Here is a 15,975-nt window from a genome sequence, read left to right as displayed (position 1 = left end):
AGCCTCGAACTTATTATTGTCTCAATTCATAGGAGAATTACGTATGTCTAACTATTTCGACAAAATTGCGAAAGTACAATATGAAGGTGCAAATTCAACTAACCCATTTGCATTTAAACACTATAATCCTAATGAAGTTATTTTAGGAAAAACAATGGCTGAGCATTTACGCTTAGCGGTATGTTACTGGCACACATTCTGCTGGACAGGGAATGATATGTTCGGTGTGGGATCGCTTGATAGAAGCTGGCAAAAAACAGGTGATTTACTACAAGGTGCAAAACAAAAAGCAGAGATTGCTTTTGAATTTTTCCAAAAACTAGGTGTGCCATATTACTGTTTCCACGATGTAGATATCGCACCTGAAGGCAACAATTTCAAAGAATATCTACATAACTTCCATACCATTGTAGATGTTTTAGAGCAAAAACAAGCAGAAACAGGCGTTAAATTATTATGGGGTACCGCAAACTGCTTTACTAACCCTCGTTATATGTCTGGTGCATCAACTAATCCAAACCCAGAAGTGTTTGCTTGGGCTGGAGCACAGGTGTTTAATGCAATGAATGCGACTAAACGCTTAGGGGGTGAAAACTACGTATTATGGGGCGGACGTGAAGGTTATGAAACCCTATTAAATACCGATTTAAAACGTGAGCGTGAGCAAATCGGTCGCTTTATGCAAATGGTTGTAGAACACAAATACAAAATTGGCTTTGAAGGTGCTCTACTTATTGAACCAAAACCACAAGAGCCGACAAAACACCAATATGACTATGATGTTGCAACGGTTTATGGCTTCTTAAAACAATTTGGTCTTGAAAAAGAGATTAAAATGAATATTGAAGCTAACCACGCAACACTTGCAGGCCATACGTTCCAACACGAAATTGCAACAGCAGCAGCATTAGATATCTTCGGTTCTATTGATGCTAACCGTGGCGACCCACAATTAGGTTGGGATACAGACCAATTCCCAAATAGTGTTGAAGAAAATACATTAGTAATGTACGAAATCTTAAAAGCGGGTGGCTTTACAACCGGTGGTTTCAACTTTGATGCGAAAATCCGCCGTCAAAGTACCGATCCTTACGATCTATTCCACGCTCATATCGGTGCGATGGATGTGTTAGCATTATCACTTAAACGTGCAGCGAAAATGATTGAAGATCAAACCTTACAAAATATTGTTGATACTCGCTATGCAGGTTGGAATGGCGAATTAGGCCAACAAATCTTAACAGGTAAGGCAAGCCTTGAAGATTTAGCGAAAGTGGTTGAAACTAAAGAGCTAGATCCAAAACCAGTATCAGGTCAGCAAGAATATTTAGAAAACTTGGTAAATAACTATATTTATCGCTAATTATAACAAGCGGTCGTTTTTTAGAAAGAATTTGCAAATTTCTCACTAAAAATGACCGCTTTTTTTCAATCAGGAGTATTTATGTATATAGGAATCGATCTTGGCACTTCTGGCGTGAAAGTGGTTCTACTTGATGAAAATCAACAGATTGTCGCCATCACACATAAATCAATCCCCATTTCTCGCCCTCAGCCACTATGGTCTGAACAAAATCCTCAGGATTGGTGGAATGCCACTAATGAAGCGATGTTAGAACTTGCTTCTCAACAAGATTTAACCACAGTTAAAGCCATCGGGCTTACTGGGCAAATGCACGGTGCAACCTTACTCGACAAAGCAGATAATATACTTTCCCCTGCCATTTTATGGAACGATGGACGCAGTTTTGCCGAATGTGAAGAACTCGAAAAATTAGTGCCGAACAGTCGTGAAATTACCGGTAACTTAATGATGCCAGGCTTTACCGCACCAAAACTTCGCTGGGTAGATAAACATCTTCCAAATATTGCCGAAAAAGTAAGTAAAGTTTTACTGCCAAAAGATTATTTACGTCTATTAATGACAGGCGAATATGCCTCTGATATGTCAGATGCCTCAGGCACAATGTGGCTAGATGTGGGCAAACGTGATTGGAATGCAAGCTTACTCAATGCTTGTGGATTAGATACTGAAAATATGCCAAAACTATTTGAAGGCAATCAAGTTACCGGCTATCTCCGTTCATCACTGGCTCAACAATGGAAGATGAAAGAAGTGCCTGTTATTGCCGGTGGTGGCGATAATGCTGCTGGGGCAATCGGCATCGGTTTATACCAACCAGGGCAAGCAATGTTATCGCTTGGTACATCGGGTGTTTATTTTGTGGTAAGCGATAAATTCCACGCTAATCCACAAAAAGCAGTACATAGTTTTTGCCACGCATTGCCCGACCGTTGGCATTTGATGTCGGTTATTTTAAGTGCGGCCTCTGCAGTTGATTGGGCAGCTAAATCATTAGGTTTTAAAGATGTACCAACACTATTCCAACAAGTAGAAGCAGATAAAACCGCCTCCGATGCAATATTCCTGCCCTATTTATCAGGCGAACGCACACCGCATAATGACCCTTATGCCAAAGGTGTATTTTGGGGCTTAGGTCATAATGATAATGCCGTAACAATGGCAAAAGCGGTGATTGAAGGGGTAAGTTTTGCGATGGCGCAGAGTATTGATGTATTGCACGAAACAGGTGTGAAAGCAGAAAATATCGCTTTAATTGGTGGCGGTGCGAAAAGTGCTTACTGGCGACAACTGCTTGCCAATATTAGCGGAAAAACCTTTGAATACCGCACAGGAGGCGATGTCGGCCCAGCTTTAGGGGCAGCCAAACTTGCTCAGATAGCACTTAACCCAGAGCAAGACATTGCTACTTTCTGCCAACCATTAGCATTGGAAGAAACCTATCAGCCAGACTCTGCTCGTTATGCTGAATATCAAGCAAAACGACAAAAATTCGATGAGCTTTATCAGCGATTAAAAGGGCTGTAAGGTTATTATCACGAAAACAAGCGGTCTAATTTTTGCAAAACTTTGCACAAAATAGACCGCTTGAATTTTTAATCGTTTTTTGTGAATTTAAAGTAGGATACTGCCGATTAATGCGAAGATAAAGCCCGTTACGCCAATCGAAGTTTCTAATAACGTCCAAGTTTTCAGAGTTGTTTTTTCATCCATTTCGAGGAAACGGCTGATTAACCAGAAACCTGAATCATTTACGTGAGAAAGCACAGTTGAACCAGATGCTATTGCAATTACAATAAAGCAAAGGTCAAATTGGCTTAGATCCGTTGCTGCTGCAACAGTCGGTGCTAGTAAAGCGGCGGTTGTTGTAAGAGCAACAGTTGCAGAACCTTGTGCAACACGGAATACGGCAGCAATCATAAAGGCAGCAACTACAATCGGCATTCCAGTATCTTGCATCATTTCTGAGAGTACATCACCAATACCACTAGCACGTAACACACCGCCGAACATTCCACCAGCCCCAGTTACTAAAACAATAGAACAAATTGGACCTAATGCGTTATTACAAATTTTTTCAATTTGATCCAAACTACGAGTATCTCGTAATAATAAGATAGCAACAATTAAGGTAATTAATAGTGCGACTGGTGTTTTACCAATTAAGCGTAAGCCTTCCACCCAAGGCTGTGATCCATCAATTACTTTAGCCACAGATAATGTGTTTAAGCCCGTATCAAATAAAATGAGTATAATTGGCAATACTAAAACAGTAAGTACTTTGCTAAAACTTGGTGGATTTTGTACTGCTGTTTCACTTGCTGGTTGAGCATTTAAAAACGTTTTTGGTAAATCTACGTGAATACGTTTGCTGATAAATTCACTAAATAAGTAAGTACCGATATACCAAGTTGGAATTGCACAAGCTAAACCAACTAAAACTAATAAACCAATATTTACTCCTAGTAAATCCCCAGAGGCAACAGGACCTGGGTGAGGAGGAAGAAATGCGTGCATTACCGCAAATGCCCCAGCTGAAGGGAAAGCATAACGTAATACCGAACCACCAAATTGTTTAGCGACACTAAAAATAATTGGTAGCATTACAACCAAACCGGCATCAAAGAAAATAGGGAAACCAAATAGCAATGAGGCTACTCCTAATGCTAGTGGTGCTTTTTCTTTACCAAACTTATTGATAAGCGTATCCGCTAATACCTTAGCTCCCCCTGTAATTTCTAGTAATCTGCCGATCATTGCTCCAAGACCAACTAATAATGCTACAGAAGCAAGAGTACCTCCAAAACCATTTAACATTGTTGGTAGAATTTTATCGACAGGAATACCTGCAGCAAGAGCTGTCAATAAACTAACAATAATCAGTGCCACAAAGGCGTGTACTTTGAATTTTATAATTAAGATCAACAACAATAAAATTGCTGCCCCCATAATAAACAGTAACATATGTATTCCTCTAATAGTTAATTGTTATCGGTAACATATCCATAAAAACCATCTTTGTAAATATTCAGTTAATTTTTATTTTAATTTTGTGATCAAGTTCAAATTTTATCGTTTTTCAACGTGATTTTTGTTCATAATATTGATAAATTCCTTTTATATTTAAGTTACCGATAACAAAAGGGAAAAATATGTCGCAAGGAAAAGCTTTTATCTTAATGGGTGTTTCCAGTACAGGGAAAACAACTGTTGGTACCGCTATTGCACAACAATTAGGATTAAAATTAATTGATGGGGATGATCTACACCCTCGAGCTAATATTATAAAAATGGGAAGTGGCACACCATTAAACGATGATGATCGTATGCCTTGGCTAGAACGTATTAACGATGCAGCATTTAGCCTTGAGCAAAAAAGTGAACAAGGAATTATTGTTTGCTCTGCTTTAAAGAAAAAATATCGAGATCAAATCCGCCAAGGTAATGCAGATGTACGATTTATTTTCTTACACGGTTCTTTTGAATTAGTTTTAGAACGAATGAAACAACGCAAAGGGCATTATATGAAAACCGAAATGCTTCAAAGCCAGTTCGATACATTAGAAATTCCGCAGGCAGATGAAGCCGATGTTATTTTTATTGATATTGATGGTAGTTTTAATGAAGTAGTAGATCGTTGCGTACAAGCAATTCAACCTTTACTCTAACAAGCGGTCAAAAAAGAGGGTATTTTGCAACTTAAACACTCTCGCCCAAATGAATTTTATAACCTAAATTGATAATTGGACTTTGTTGTGGCACGTCATTTAAACGATCTAACAATTCACTGGCGGCCACTCGTCCAATATCTAAACGAGGAGTAATAACACTTGCGAGTTGTGGAGTGAGCGATTGTCCAACATCGTGTCCGTGAAAACCTGCAATTTTAATCTGTTTGGGGACGGCAATACCTAAACGTTGGCATTCAAATAATGCTCCTATCGCCAAATCATCATTTGTACAAAAAATCCCATCAATTTGTGGAAATTTCACTAATGCTTGTTGTAATTGCTCTGCTCCAAGCGTAAATGAGGAATGTTTTTCCGTAGTAATACTATTCGGTGTTAAACCATTTTTCTGCATAGCATAGGTGTAACCTTGCATTTTGAGTTGCGAACGTTTATCCATTCTGGCTCCAAAATAAACAATGTGCTGACTACCACGAGCAATCATTGTTTCGACCATTGCTTGAGCTGCTGCGAAGTTATCAAAACCAATCGCTTGCTGAATACCAATTTCGCTGCTGTCCATAATTTCTATTACAGGAATATGAGCAACTTCTAGCATTTTGAGTGTACGGGGCGAATGATGATTCTCAGACAGAATAATGCCATCAATATGATAGGAAAGCAGCGACTCAATACGCTGCTCTTCTTTCTGCTCACTATAACCATAGTGGGCCAACATCGTCTGATAGCCTGCTTTATCGGTAACTTGTTCAATACCTTTAATCACATCTGCAAAAACTTGGTTAGTTAAAGAAGGGACTAAAACACCAATCGCTCGGCTTTTGGCATTAGACAAAATATCTGGTGTACGGTTAGGAATATACCCAAACTGCTCTATTGCTTGTGCGATTTTTGCACCAGTTTCTTTTGCCACTGAATCTGGGTTACGTAAGTAACGGCTTACCGTCATTTTAGTAATACCGAGATGGTTGGCTATATCTTGTAAGGTTGGGCGTTTATGTTTAATCATTGGAGTCGCTGGTTAATGAGTAAAAAAATTAATGTATCCGATTATATCTTAACTCAGAAAATGATGAACACTTTATTCATTATTAAAGCAAATCATACCTTTGAAAACAAATTAATAACCAGTACCCCAGCTAAAATTAACGCAATACCAATTAAACCAGCTAAATCTATTTTTTGCCCAAAAGCAAAGTAGGCAACAATCGCAGTAAGAACTATGCCAACACCAGACCAAATAGCATATACGATCCCAACAGGTAGGGTACGGAAAATAATTGATAGGAAGTAGAAAGAAAGAGCATATAGACATAGCGAGCTAACTGTAGGTGCCACCTTAGTAAAGCCATTACTTAATTTAAGTAAGTTAGTTGCTGCTATTTCTAAGCAAATGGAAATGGCAAGTAAGATCCAAATATTCATTTATTATCCTTTTTAATCTTTTTTATTACAGGCTTTAGCACCTAATACTTCTCCGCCTTTCTAGCTTATGTTGTCAGTGCCTTAGCCATTCATCTACAAACTGATTATATCCGCTTAAATCAAGATAGCGATTTTTAGATAGTGAAGGAATAACAGAATTAGGTAGTCTTAAAATTAGTAAAAAATTGTTATCGCTAGCGTATTTACCGAATACTTGAAGAGAAATATTGGAAACCTGAAACATCGCCCACATTTTTAGATTTATGCAAGCGGTTACTTTTTTCAAAAAATTGCAAATTATATCTGCAAAATAAAGGGCAAACCAATTTGGTTGCCCTCTTAAGATTACTTAACTAATTCACCTTTTGCTTGTAAATCAGCGTGGTAAGAAGAGCGGACAAATGGCCCGCAAGCTGCGTGTTCAAAGCCCATTTTCTCAGCTTCTTCACGGAACATATCAAATTCTGCAGGCGGTACATAACGTTCTACTTTTAGGTGATGACGGCTTGGTTGTAAGTATTGACCGATAGTCAGCATTGTTACACCGTGATCACGTAAATCTTGCATCACTTCTAAAATTTCTTCATTAGTTTCGCCAAGCCCTACCATTAAACCTGATTTGGTTGGAATATCTGGAAACTCTTGCTTAAAGATTTTAAGTAATTCTAAAGACCAGTTGTAATCGGCACCAGGACGAACCTCACGGTATAAACGTGGTACATTTTCAAGGTTGTGGTTAAACACATCTGGCGGATTTTCTCTTAAAATTGCAACCGCTTGTTCTACTCTTCCACGGAAATCTGGTACTAAAATTTCTACTTTGCAGTTTGGATTAAGTGCTTTAATTTCACGCACAGTTGCTGAGAAATGGGCTGCACCACGGTCTGGTAAATCATCACGATCGACAGAGGTAATAACCACATATTTTAACTTCATATCTTGCACGGTTTCCGCCACTTTACGTGGTTCATCTGGATCTAGTGGTAAAGGTTTACCGTGTGCGACATCACAGAATGGGCAACGGCGAGTACAAATTGCCCCCATAATCATAAAGGTTGCCGTACCGTGATTAAAACATTCGTGTAAATTAGGACACGAAGCTTCTTCACATACGGAATGCAATCCGTGACGACGCATTCCATTTTTAATACTATCGATTTTTGCCGAACTGGCTGGTAATTTAATTCGCATCCAGTCTGGTTTTTTTAATAACTCTTGGTCTGGATCAATGTTTCTTACTTGAATAATTGAGGTTTTAGCCGCATCACGATATTTCACCCCTTTTTCCATTTTAAAAGGAGCCATTTTTTTCGGATTTGACTGATTTGTAGCCGTAACCATTAAAATTTTGTATCCTATTTGTTAATAATTTGTTCGCTATTATAGCCTAAAATTGAGGTAAAGTGAGTGACTAATTTTGGGGAGATCTCATCACAACTTAGATCTTTTCGATGAATCAATTCACTGACTTGGCACATTTCAAGCCCCGCATAACCACAGGGGTTAATATATTTAAATGGGGTTAGATCCATATTTATATTAAGTGCTAAACCGTGGAAAGAACAACCTTTTCGAATACGTAGCCCAAGCGAGCAGATTTTCTTGCCTTCTACATAAACCCCTGGAGCATCTGCTTTTGGATATCCTTCAATGCCATATTCTGCAAGCGTTTTTACGACAGATTGCTCTAAGGCAGTTACTAGTTCTCGCACAGAGATCTCTTTTCCCTCAGCTTTTAAACGCTTAATATCAAGCAACACATACATAATTTGCTGCCCTTCTCCGTGATAGGTAATTTGTCCGCCACGATCACTTTGGACTACGGGAATATTTGTCGGATTAAGTAAATGCTCAGGCTTGCCTGCTGATCCTTGAGTAAAAACAGGTGAGTGTTGAACGAGCCAAATTTCATCATCTGTATGCTCATCACGTTTATCTGTAAAGGCTTGCATTTTATGCCAAATTTCTTCATAAGGCTGAATGCCGAGTTGGCGAATAATCAACTTCATTTCTCATACCTTCCGAAATAAGATTGCCCCGATTGGAGCAATAAATAATAAAAAATTATAACACCATTCTTACGCCTGAAATTTTTGCTAATTCGGTGTAAAGTGTTTCAACTTGATCGATATGCTCTGCAATAATATCGATAGAAACTGAATTATAAGTTCCTTTTGAACTACGTTGCTGGCGTGGGTTGTAGTCTCCTTTTGCATAAAGCTGGGTGACTGCTACAACATCATCAACTAAATCATCACGATGAGCACCAACCACTTTAAATGTGAAACTACACGGAAATGCTAATAAATCTTTTAATTTTGCTTGTGGTAAATCTTGTAAATTAACCGTTTTTGATTGAGACATTTTTAATCCTTATTTCTTAAATGGGGAAGCGGTGAAATTTTGCAAATTTTTTACAAAATCACACCGCTTGATCTTATCTACCCTAGATGGGGATAAAAAATTAAGTTGCAAGATTAATCAAATAAACCTTTTACTGTTAAAGCTATCCAATCCCAAGCTTTACCAAAAATACCCGCTTCTGGCACATCTTGTAAGGCTTGTAAATTAGTGCTAGCAATATCTTTGCCATCTAATTGGTAAATCATTTTTCCAACAACTTGACCTTTTACTAAAGGAGCTTCAAGATTTTTCTTTTCTAACTCATAACGTGCTTTTAGATCTGCAGCACGCCCTTTAGGAATAGTCACAAAACTATCGTTAATAGCACCTAATTGAACTTTATTGACTTCGCCATAATAAACACTTGGCTCTGCTACAGCTTGAGCCGCAGGAAGAGATTTGATTGTTTCAAAATTAGCAAAACCCCATTGAAGTAATTTTTTACTTTCAACTTCACGGCCTTTGTATGTTGGCACACCCATTACAACAGAAATTAAACGAGTATTGCTATTTGTTGCAGAGGCGACTAAGTTATAACCTGCTTTACTTGTATGACCGGTTTTGATTCCATCAACTTGCATTGTTTTATCCCACAATAAGCCATTACGGTTTGGTTGTGGTTTTTTAATGTTGTATTGGAACTCTTTTTCTGCATAAATATCATACTCTTCTGGCTGGTCACGAATAATATGTGCACCAATAATTGCCATATCACGAGCTGATGAATATTGTTCTGGATCGTCTAAACCGTGCACAGTGGTAAAATGGGTATTTCTTAAACCAAACTGTTGCACATATTTATTCATTTCATTAATAAAAGCAGCTTGAGAACCTGATACGTGCTCAGCCAATGCCACAGACGCATCATTTCCTGAAACAATGATTAAGCCTTTCATTAAATCAGCTACTGATACTTTTGAGTTAAGTTCTAAAAACATTAGTGAAGAACCCGGGAATTTTTGTGCCCACGAATTCTCAGTCACAGTAACCATATCTGTATTTTTAACTCTGCCTTCTTTTAAGGCCTCACCAACAACATAACCTGTCATCATTTTTGTTAATGATGCTGGGTATTGACGTTGATCAGCATTAAGGCTGGCTAATACTTCGCCAGAGTTATAATCCATTAAGATATAAGTCTGTGCATTTAATTGTGGGGCTTGTAAGTTAAAATTTGTATTTAAATCAGCATAAGCCATACTTGATATAGCGACGCTAATAAATCCCATTGCTTTCACAAATGTCTTTTTCATAAACTTGTTTCAATTCCTCTAATTAGTTTCGAGCATAAAGTTTTTTGGTTGAGCCAGCTTTTGCATTTTGATTTAAAATGTCAATTTTGACCCTTGCTATTCCTGAGTGGTGCATTCCAATTTTTTTAGCTGCAGCAGATGATAAATCTACCACTCGAGGGTGAATATAAGGCCCTCGGTCATTAATACGAACAATCACAGAACGACCATTACGTAAATTAGTTACTTCAATTAAAGTACCAAATGGTAATGTTCTGTGTGCAGCTGTCATTTTTGCATTACTAAAAATCTCACCATTTGCAGTACGACGACCGTTAAATTTATTTGCGTAATAACTCGCAATTCCTGTTTGAAAGTATTTACGAGTCGGGTTTTTATGCAGTTCTTTTGCCGATTTCTTCTTAACCGTCGAACTCTTTTTAACAACTTTTTTGGTTGCTTTTTTTGAGGTCTTAACTGCTTTTTTTGTTACTTTCGAAGTTGTTTGCTTCTTTGTTGAAATATTTGACTTCGTTTTTGCATCCTTTGTCGCCGCAAAGGAATTTAATGAACTAAAAGTCAGAAATCCAGCTAACAACAGGGTTACAATTTTACCTAATCTCATATAAGGTTTCCTCTATGTGGATGTCGTTATTGTTTGTAACGATGATAGTTTCACTGCTTTTTGATACCGCAAAAAAGCAAAAGTTTAATTTATTTCAGCTTATCGTAAGGATTATTACTACCTATTCGTTTACGATGCACATAAGTGGACATCATCAAACCAAATGCAGCCATAAGGGTAACATAAGATGTACCGCCATAGCTGAAAAGTGGCAATGGTACACCTACTACCGGCAAAATACCACTTACCATACCAATATTTACAAAAACATAAACAAAAAACAAAAGAGCCGTGCCACCAGATAAGATTCGACCAAAAGCAGAATCCGATTTAGTGCCAATCATCAGCCCTCGAGCAATAATAAATAGGTAAATTGCCAATAAAATCAAAACACCGATCATACCATGTTCTTCGCTTAAAACGGCAAAAATAAAGTCGGTATGCGGCTCCGGTAAGAACTCTAATTGTGATTGCGTGCCTTCCATCCAACCTTTACCATTCATTCCACCTGAACCAATCGCAATTTTAGATTGAATAATATGATAGCCTGCACCTAACGGATCTTTCTCAGGATTAAATAAGGTTAGTACTCGAGTTTTTTGGTAGTCGTGCATTAAAAAAAACCACATAATTGGAATAAATCCTGCCAAAAAAATAAAGCCTGCACTAATTAATTTCCAGCTTAACCCAGCTAAAAAGAGAACAAAAAGCCCTGCCGAGCAAACTAGAATAGATGTACCTAAATCGGGCTGAATAGCAACCAACAAGGTAGGCACTAAAATAATTGCAAGTGCAATAAAAGTATCCTTAAAGCTTGGTGGAAGAGCTCGTTTTCCTAAATAGGTTGCCACCATTAAAGGAACTGCAAGCTTGGCAATTTCTGAAGGCTGAAAACGGACAAAACCTAAATTCAACCAACGCTGAGCCCCTTTACTTGTCTCACCAATTAAATCAACTAAAATTAATAGTACTAAACAAAATACATATACATAAGGCGATATTTTTTGGTAAAAACGGGGAGGAATCATCGCCATAATAAGCATTAACCCAAACCCAAGTGATACCTGAATAATTCGGCTTGTAAACATTCGCTCATTTGCACCGCTCGCACTATATAAAACGAGTAATCCATAGCCTGTAATCGCTAATAATGCAACCAATAGGAAAATATCTAACGAAAAAATTTTCCAAAATAATTTTTTTATTCCATTATTCATTGTTTGCCTCTAAATCAAGCGGTCGATTTTGTTCTGCATTTTGCAAAGCAGGTTGCTCAGTTATTCCTTTTTTTAAAGCATAATCCATAATTTGACGAGCTACTGGAGCCGCTGCACTGCCGCCACCACCGGCATTTTCAAGAATTAATGCCACGACAACGCTCGGTTTTTCATAAGGTGCATAACCAATAAACCAAGCGTGATCGTGCAACTCTTTTCTAATTGCATTTTTATCGTAATTTCGACCATTTAAACTAAAAACTTGGGCGGTTCCTGTTTTGCCTGCAGAACGATAAGGGGCATTAGCAAATACCTTACGAGCTGTACCGTTTGAAGCGTGATTTACATTATACATTCCCAATTTTGCCAAATTCCAATAGGCTTCCGGCACCCCTTTAATATCTTCGTAAAGTAGTGGATCTTGATAAGGTGTAACCGAATTACTACTTTGCACTTCTAGCATCAAGTGAGGAGTATTCACTCTCCCGTTATTAATCAATATTGCTGTTGCCTTAGCTAGTTGCAATGGTGTTGAAATCCAATACCCCTGCCCAATACCAACGGGAATCGTATCGCCCTGCACCCACGGTTTTTTATGACGTCTTTGTTTCCATTCTCGAGTGGGCATTACACCAGCAGATTCTTCAAAAATATCAATTCCGGTTTTTACACCAAAACCAAATTTTTTCATCCATTCTGACATTTTATCAATCCCCATTTTATAGGCTAATTGATAAAAGAAGGTATCAGAAGACTCAGTAATCGCTTTATTCACATTGGTTGCCCCGTGTCCACTACGCTTCCAGTCACGGTAACGCTGAGTTGTGCCTGGCAATATCCAATATCCTGGGTCTGAAATTGTTGTACTTGCAGTAATAATTTGCTCTTCTAAGCCAGCTACTGCCATAAAAGGCTTAATTGTAGAAGCAGGGGGGTAAGTACCTTGTGTTGAACGGCTATAAAGCGGTCTATCAGGATCGTCTAATAAACCTTTATAGTCTTTACTTGAAATCCCTCCCACAAACAAATTGTTATCATAACTTGGGTTGGAAACCATTGCTAAAATGCTACTATCTCGAGGATCAAGCACAACAACTGCACCTTTATGCTTTGAAATCAAAGACATTACGTACTGTTGCAAGTCCACATCAATACTTAAGCGGATACTGCTACCAGCTACCCCTTCTTGATCTCGCAATTTACGAATCACTTTACCACGGTTGTTAATTTCAACTTCTTCAAAGCCCGTTTTACCGTGCAGCTGATCTTCATAAAATTTCTCGATACCGAGTTTCCCCATATCGTGAGAACCTGCATAATTCCCGAATTTTCCTTCCTCTTGTAGCTTTTTCTTATCACTTTCATTAATTTTAGCTACATAACCGATAATATGGGTTAATAACTCACCATAAGGATAATTACGTTTATAATAGGCTTGCACATCTAAACTCGGAAAACGGTATTGGTTCACTGCAAAACGAGCCATCTGCTCTTCTGTTAAATTACCCTTCAACATAATAGGAGTATAACGAGAGGTTCGCTTTTTCTCTTTATTATAATTCTCGATGTCTTCGTCGGTTAAACCAACCACCTCTTTTAATTCAAGTAAGGTTTGCTCTATGTTTTCCGTTTTTTCTGGCACAATAAATAAACCAAAAAAGGTTAAGTTTTCCGCTAAAACTTTACCATTACGATCATAAATTAACCCTCGTGCTGGTGGCACAGGCAATAATTTAATACGGTTACCATTTGAACGAGTCTGATAATCTTCATAATTCACTATCTGCAAATTATATAAATTTGCAAGCAAAATACCTGTTAATCCAAGCACCCCAAAAAATGCAATAAAAGCTCGACGAGCGAACAAGTTACTTTCAGCCTGCCCGTCTCGAACTTTTTCTCTTTGATTTGATGAAGTGAGTTTTCCTAATTTACCAAACATATAGCGTTCAAATTATTCTCGATGATATGGATGATTTGTGGTTAAAGACCACGCACGATATAAACTTTCCGCCACCACCACTCGCACAAGCGGATGTGGCAATGTTAATGGCGAAAGAGACCAACTTTGCTCTGCTGCTGCCTTACATTCCGGCGACAAACCTTCTGGCCCGCCGATTAACAATGCAACATCTCGCCCATCGTTTTTCCAAGCTTCTAATTGGGTTGCGAGTTGCTCTGTTGTCCAAAGCTTACCTGGAATATCTAAGGTAACTATCTTCGCTTTTCCTGCTGCGGCTAACATTGCTTTGCCTTCTTGCTCTAGAATACGTTTAATATCTGCATTCTTCCCACGTTTACCTGCAGGAATTTCAATAAGCTCAAAAGGCATATCTTTTGGAAAACGACGCTGATACTCCTCAAAACCAGTTGTTACCCAAGCTGGCATTTTAGTACCCACTGCAATTAATTGAATTTTCATATATTTTTACAAGCGGCTATTTTTCTCAAAAATATTGGATTTTGCAAAATTAATCCAAAATATGACCGCTTACCATCGAAAGAAAAAAGAAATTATGCCCAAAGTTTTTCTAATTGATACATATCACGGCTATCAGACTGAAGTAAGTGAACAATCGCTTGCCCGAAATCGACCACAATCCAATCGGCAACCGCTTTACCCTCATCACCAAATACTTCAAACCCTGCTTGTTTTGCTTCCGTGATTAAACGCTCAGCAGTTGAAGCGACGTGACGACTTGATGTCCCCGTTGCAACAATCATCGTATCTGTAATACTTGATTTGCCCTTCACATCAATAGCTAATACATCTTGAGCTTTTAAATCATCTAAGGTTTTTGTTAAAAATTCGACTAAATTTTGTTCCACGTTATTCTCTCTTTAATACTGTAAAAATGGTAAATTTTAGCACAGATTTAGGGGGGATAAAGGAGGAAAGCGGTTAAATACCGTTTTTTTCAAAAATAAGCGCTTGAAGGGGAGTGCTAAATAGGTTGTTTTAGGCTTGTAATTTTACAAAAAGTAATAAATATCAGATAATCTCTTTTTGATAGTGATAATGGTTACTATTATTATAATTTAAAAGGAGAATATACGATGAAGAAATTAACCACACTTAGCCTTTCGCTTATAACAATAGGCTTGCTTTCTGCCTGTAGTAGCTCTGGCGGTGGTAATCAAACATCATCAATAAACCAAGAGGGCAATAAAGCACCTACCACTATGACTCAAGGAAAAAATGATACATCGGTGGCGGTAAGTCCAAAAAGTAACGAAGTAGCGGCACCACTCGTGCAAGGAGCGAACAAAGTTTCAGCACCTGTAGTTCCAGTAAATGATGAAAATCCTTCTATTACAAAACAAACAGATAAGAAAGCTTCTATCAATCATAATACACCACCGTCGCAACCAAGTACGCTTAAAAATAATGTAATGGGGCAGGCATTTTATATTAAAGATGGTAAATCATTTGAAATTAAAAAAAATGACGATTATAAAACCACATTAATTATTGAGGGAAACAGACCAATACCCGTTATTACGAGTGATAGTGATTCTGGTAGTTTTACCTCATTTGTTGGTACTGAAATTGAAGGTATAAACTTTGATCAATTTTTTATAAGCGGATCAAAATTTGCTAATCTGAAATTCGGGCATTCTTATGGTTATGTATTTGCACAAGGTCAGGTAACTCCTGTTTCAGAAATGCCAACCACAAAAACTGCAATCTATTCTGTTGATAGTGTTTTTGTAGAAAAGGGGAAAAGTTCAACCTCAGAGCATAACTTATTAAATGTTGATTTTGCTAATAAAACTATCACAGGGCAAGTTGCAAAAGATGTGAATATTACTGGTAGCATTAATGGAAATGCCTTTGAAGGAAAAGCAATTTATCACAGAGATTCGGCATCACTAAAAGGCAATTTTTATGGTTCAGAAGCTACGGAGATTGGCGGAGCATACTACTCATCAAGCTTTGCGGGTGCATTTGGGGGTAAAAAGCAATAATTTTACTTGATCTATCTAAAAGGCTATTGAAAAATAGCCTTTTCTATCAAGC

At 37.9% G+C, this 15,975-nt stretch carries 16 protein-coding genes; 4 read left to right on the top strand and 12 right to left on the bottom strand.

What is annotated here, in order from left to right; genetic code table 11:
* Window positions 1–43 precede the first annotated feature (43 nt).
* Together xylA and xylB are read left to right on the top strand one after the other, a co-directional pair.
* Entirely contained in the window at window positions 44–1,363 is a 1,320-nt protein-coding gene (xylA, locus tag PTQ27_RS07580) for a xylose isomerase (RefSeq protein ID WP_273749112.1), read from the top strand.
* 81 nt (window positions 1,364–1,444) lie between these two features.
* Window positions 1,445–2,890 carry a xylulokinase gene (xylB, locus tag PTQ27_RS07575; RefSeq protein WP_273749113.1) on the top strand — a complete coding sequence of 482 codons (1,446 nt, stop codon included), beginning with the start codon at window positions 1,445–1,447 and terminating at the stop codon, window positions 2,888–2,890.
* Window positions 2,891–2,977: 87 nt separating this feature from the next.
* Here xylB and PTQ27_RS07570 read toward each other — a convergent pair whose 3' ends face one another.
* On the bottom strand, window positions 2,978–4,327 hold the full coding sequence (locus PTQ27_RS07570; RefSeq protein ID WP_273749114.1) for a GntP family permease: 1,350 nt from the start codon (window positions 4,325–4,327) through the stop codon (window positions 2,978–2,980).
* 188 nt (window positions 4,328–4,515) lie between these two features.
* On the opposite strand from PTQ27_RS07570, the gene PTQ27_RS07565 reads away from it, so the two are divergent.
* Window positions 4,516–5,031: a gluconokinase gene (locus tag PTQ27_RS07565; RefSeq protein WP_273749115.1), complete on the top strand. Its 516-nt coding sequence runs from the start codon at window positions 4,516–4,518 to the stop codon at window positions 5,029–5,031.
* A 31-nt stretch (window positions 5,032–5,062) separates the two neighbouring features.
* On the opposite strand, the gene gntR is transcribed toward PTQ27_RS07565, so the two are convergent.
* The 11 genes from gntR to rsfS all read right to left on the bottom strand — a co-directional run bounded on the left by gntR (window position 5,063) and on the right by rsfS (window position 14,783).
* Entirely contained in the window at window positions 5,063–6,061 is a 999-nt protein-coding gene (gntR, locus tag PTQ27_RS07560; RefSeq protein WP_273749116.1) for a gluconate operon transcriptional repressor GntR, read from the bottom strand.
* Between the two features lie 92 nt (window positions 6,062–6,153).
* On the bottom strand, window positions 6,154–6,477 hold the full coding sequence (locus tag PTQ27_RS07555; protein WP_273749117.1) for a DMT family transporter: 324 nt from the start codon (window positions 6,475–6,477) through the stop codon (window positions 6,154–6,156).
* Window positions 6,478–6,822: 345 nt separating this feature from the next.
* Window positions 6,823–7,818, bottom strand: coding sequence for a lipoyl synthase (lipA, locus tag PTQ27_RS07550; protein WP_273749118.1), 996 nt, complete (start codon window positions 7,816–7,818; stop codon window positions 6,823–6,825).
* Between the two features lie 14 nt (window positions 7,819–7,832).
* Complete coding sequence (lipB, locus tag PTQ27_RS07545; protein WP_273749119.1) at window positions 7,833–8,486, bottom strand: lipoyl(octanoyl) transferase LipB; 654 nt, start codon at window positions 8,484–8,486, stop codon at window positions 7,833–7,835.
* Between the two features lie 55 nt (window positions 8,487–8,541).
* Complete coding sequence (gene ybeD, locus PTQ27_RS07540) at window positions 8,542–8,841, bottom strand: DUF493 family protein YbeD (protein WP_273749120.1); 300 nt, start codon at window positions 8,839–8,841, stop codon at window positions 8,542–8,544.
* Window positions 8,842–8,954: 113 nt separating this feature from the next.
* Entirely contained in the window at window positions 8,955–10,133 is a 1,179-nt protein-coding gene (locus PTQ27_RS07535) for a serine hydrolase (protein ID WP_273749121.1), read from the bottom strand.
* Between the two features lie 22 nt (window positions 10,134–10,155).
* Window positions 10,156–10,737 carry a septal ring lytic transglycosylase RlpA family protein gene (locus PTQ27_RS07530; protein ID WP_273749122.1) on the bottom strand — a complete coding sequence of 194 codons (582 nt, stop codon included), beginning with the start codon at window positions 10,735–10,737 and terminating at the stop codon, window positions 10,156–10,158.
* An 89-nt stretch (window positions 10,738–10,826) separates the two neighbouring features.
* Entirely contained in the window at window positions 10,827–11,954 is a 1,128-nt protein-coding gene (rodA, locus tag PTQ27_RS07525) for a rod shape-determining protein RodA (RefSeq protein ID WP_273749123.1), read from the bottom strand.
* Entirely contained in the window at window positions 11,947–13,896 is a 1,950-nt protein-coding gene (gene mrdA, locus PTQ27_RS07520; protein WP_273749124.1) for a penicillin-binding protein 2, read from the bottom strand. The genes rodA and mrdA overlap by 8 nt, the downstream gene beginning before the upstream one ends.
* A 12-nt stretch (window positions 13,897–13,908) precedes the next feature.
* Window positions 13,909–14,376 carry a 23S rRNA (pseudouridine(1915)-N(3))-methyltransferase RlmH gene (gene rlmH / locus PTQ27_RS07515; RefSeq protein ID WP_273749125.1) on the bottom strand — a complete coding sequence of 156 codons (468 nt, stop codon included), beginning with the start codon at window positions 14,374–14,376 and terminating at the stop codon, window positions 13,909–13,911.
* Window positions 14,377–14,468: 92 nt separating this feature from the next.
* The gene (gene rsfS / locus PTQ27_RS07510; protein WP_273749126.1) at window positions 14,469–14,783 is read right to left on the bottom strand and encodes a ribosome silencing factor; all 315 of its coding nucleotides are present in this window, start codon (window positions 14,781–14,783) and stop codon (window positions 14,469–14,471) included.
* A gap of 228 nt (window positions 14,784–15,011) precedes the next feature.
* Here rsfS and PTQ27_RS07505 point away from each other — a divergent pair, with 228 nt between their 5' ends.
* Window positions 15,012–15,923, top strand: a complete 912-nt coding sequence (locus PTQ27_RS07505; RefSeq protein WP_273749127.1) for a transferrin-binding protein-like solute binding protein — start codon at window positions 15,012–15,014, stop codon at window positions 15,921–15,923.
* Window positions 15,924–15,975: the final 52 nt, after the last annotated feature.

It is taken from the genome of Mannheimia cairinae, from assembly GCF_028649535.1.
GTDB classification, from domain to species: Bacteria; Pseudomonadota; Gammaproteobacteria; order Enterobacterales; family Pasteurellaceae; genus Mannheimia; species Mannheimia cairinae.
Note: the sequence above shows the minus strand (reverse complement) of the source record. Positions and strands in the feature narration are given on the sequence as shown.

Bases quoted from the DNA above. Each gene is read 5' to 3' on its own strand.
- lipA (WP_273749118.1), bottom strand. From the start codon at position 7,818: ATGGTTACGGCTACAAATCAGTCAAATCCGAAAAAAATGGCTCCTTTT.
- PTQ27_RS07555 (WP_273749117.1), bottom strand. From the start codon at position 6,477: ATGAATATTTGGATCTTACTTGCCATTTCCATTTGCTTAGAAATAGCA.
- PTQ27_RS07535 (WP_273749121.1), bottom strand. From the start codon at position 10,133: ATGAAAAAGACATTTGTGAAAGCAATGGGATTTATTAGCGTCGCTATA.
- PTQ27_RS07505 (WP_273749127.1), top strand. From the start codon at position 15,012: ATGAAGAAATTAACCACACTTAGCCTTTCGCTTATAACAATAGGCTTG.
- rodA (WP_273749123.1), bottom strand. From the start codon at position 11,954: ATGAATAATGGAATAAAAAAATTATTTTGGAAAATTTTTTCGTTAGAT.
- PTQ27_RS07570 (WP_273749114.1), bottom strand. From the start codon at position 4,327: ATGTTACTGTTTATTATGGGGGCAGCAATTTTATTGTTGTTGATCTTA.
- mrdA (WP_273749124.1), bottom strand. From the start codon at position 13,896: ATGTTTGGTAAATTAGGAAAACTCACTTCATCAAATCAAAGAGAAAAA.
- lipB (WP_273749119.1), bottom strand. From the start codon at position 8,486: ATGAAGTTGATTATTCGCCAACTCGGCATTCAGCCTTATGAAGAAATT.
- ybeD (WP_273749120.1), bottom strand. From the start codon at position 8,841: ATGTCTCAATCAAAAACGGTTAATTTACAAGATTTACCACAAGCAAAA.
- PTQ27_RS07530 (WP_273749122.1), bottom strand. From the start codon at position 10,737: ATGAGATTAGGTAAAATTGTAACCCTGTTGTTAGCTGGATTTCTGACT.
- xylA (WP_273749112.1), top strand. From the start codon at position 44: ATGTCTAACTATTTCGACAAAATTGCGAAAGTACAATATGAAGGTGCA.
- gntR (WP_273749116.1), bottom strand. From the start codon at position 6,061: ATGATTAAACATAAACGCCCAACCTTACAAGATATAGCCAACCATCTC.
- PTQ27_RS07565 (WP_273749115.1), top strand. From the start codon at position 4,516: ATGTCGCAAGGAAAAGCTTTTATCTTAATGGGTGTTTCCAGTACAGGG.
- xylB (WP_273749113.1), top strand. From the start codon at position 1,445: ATGTATATAGGAATCGATCTTGGCACTTCTGGCGTGAAAGTGGTTCTA.
- rlmH (WP_273749125.1), bottom strand. From the start codon at position 14,376: ATGAAAATTCAATTAATTGCAGTGGGTACTAAAATGCCAGCTTGGGTA.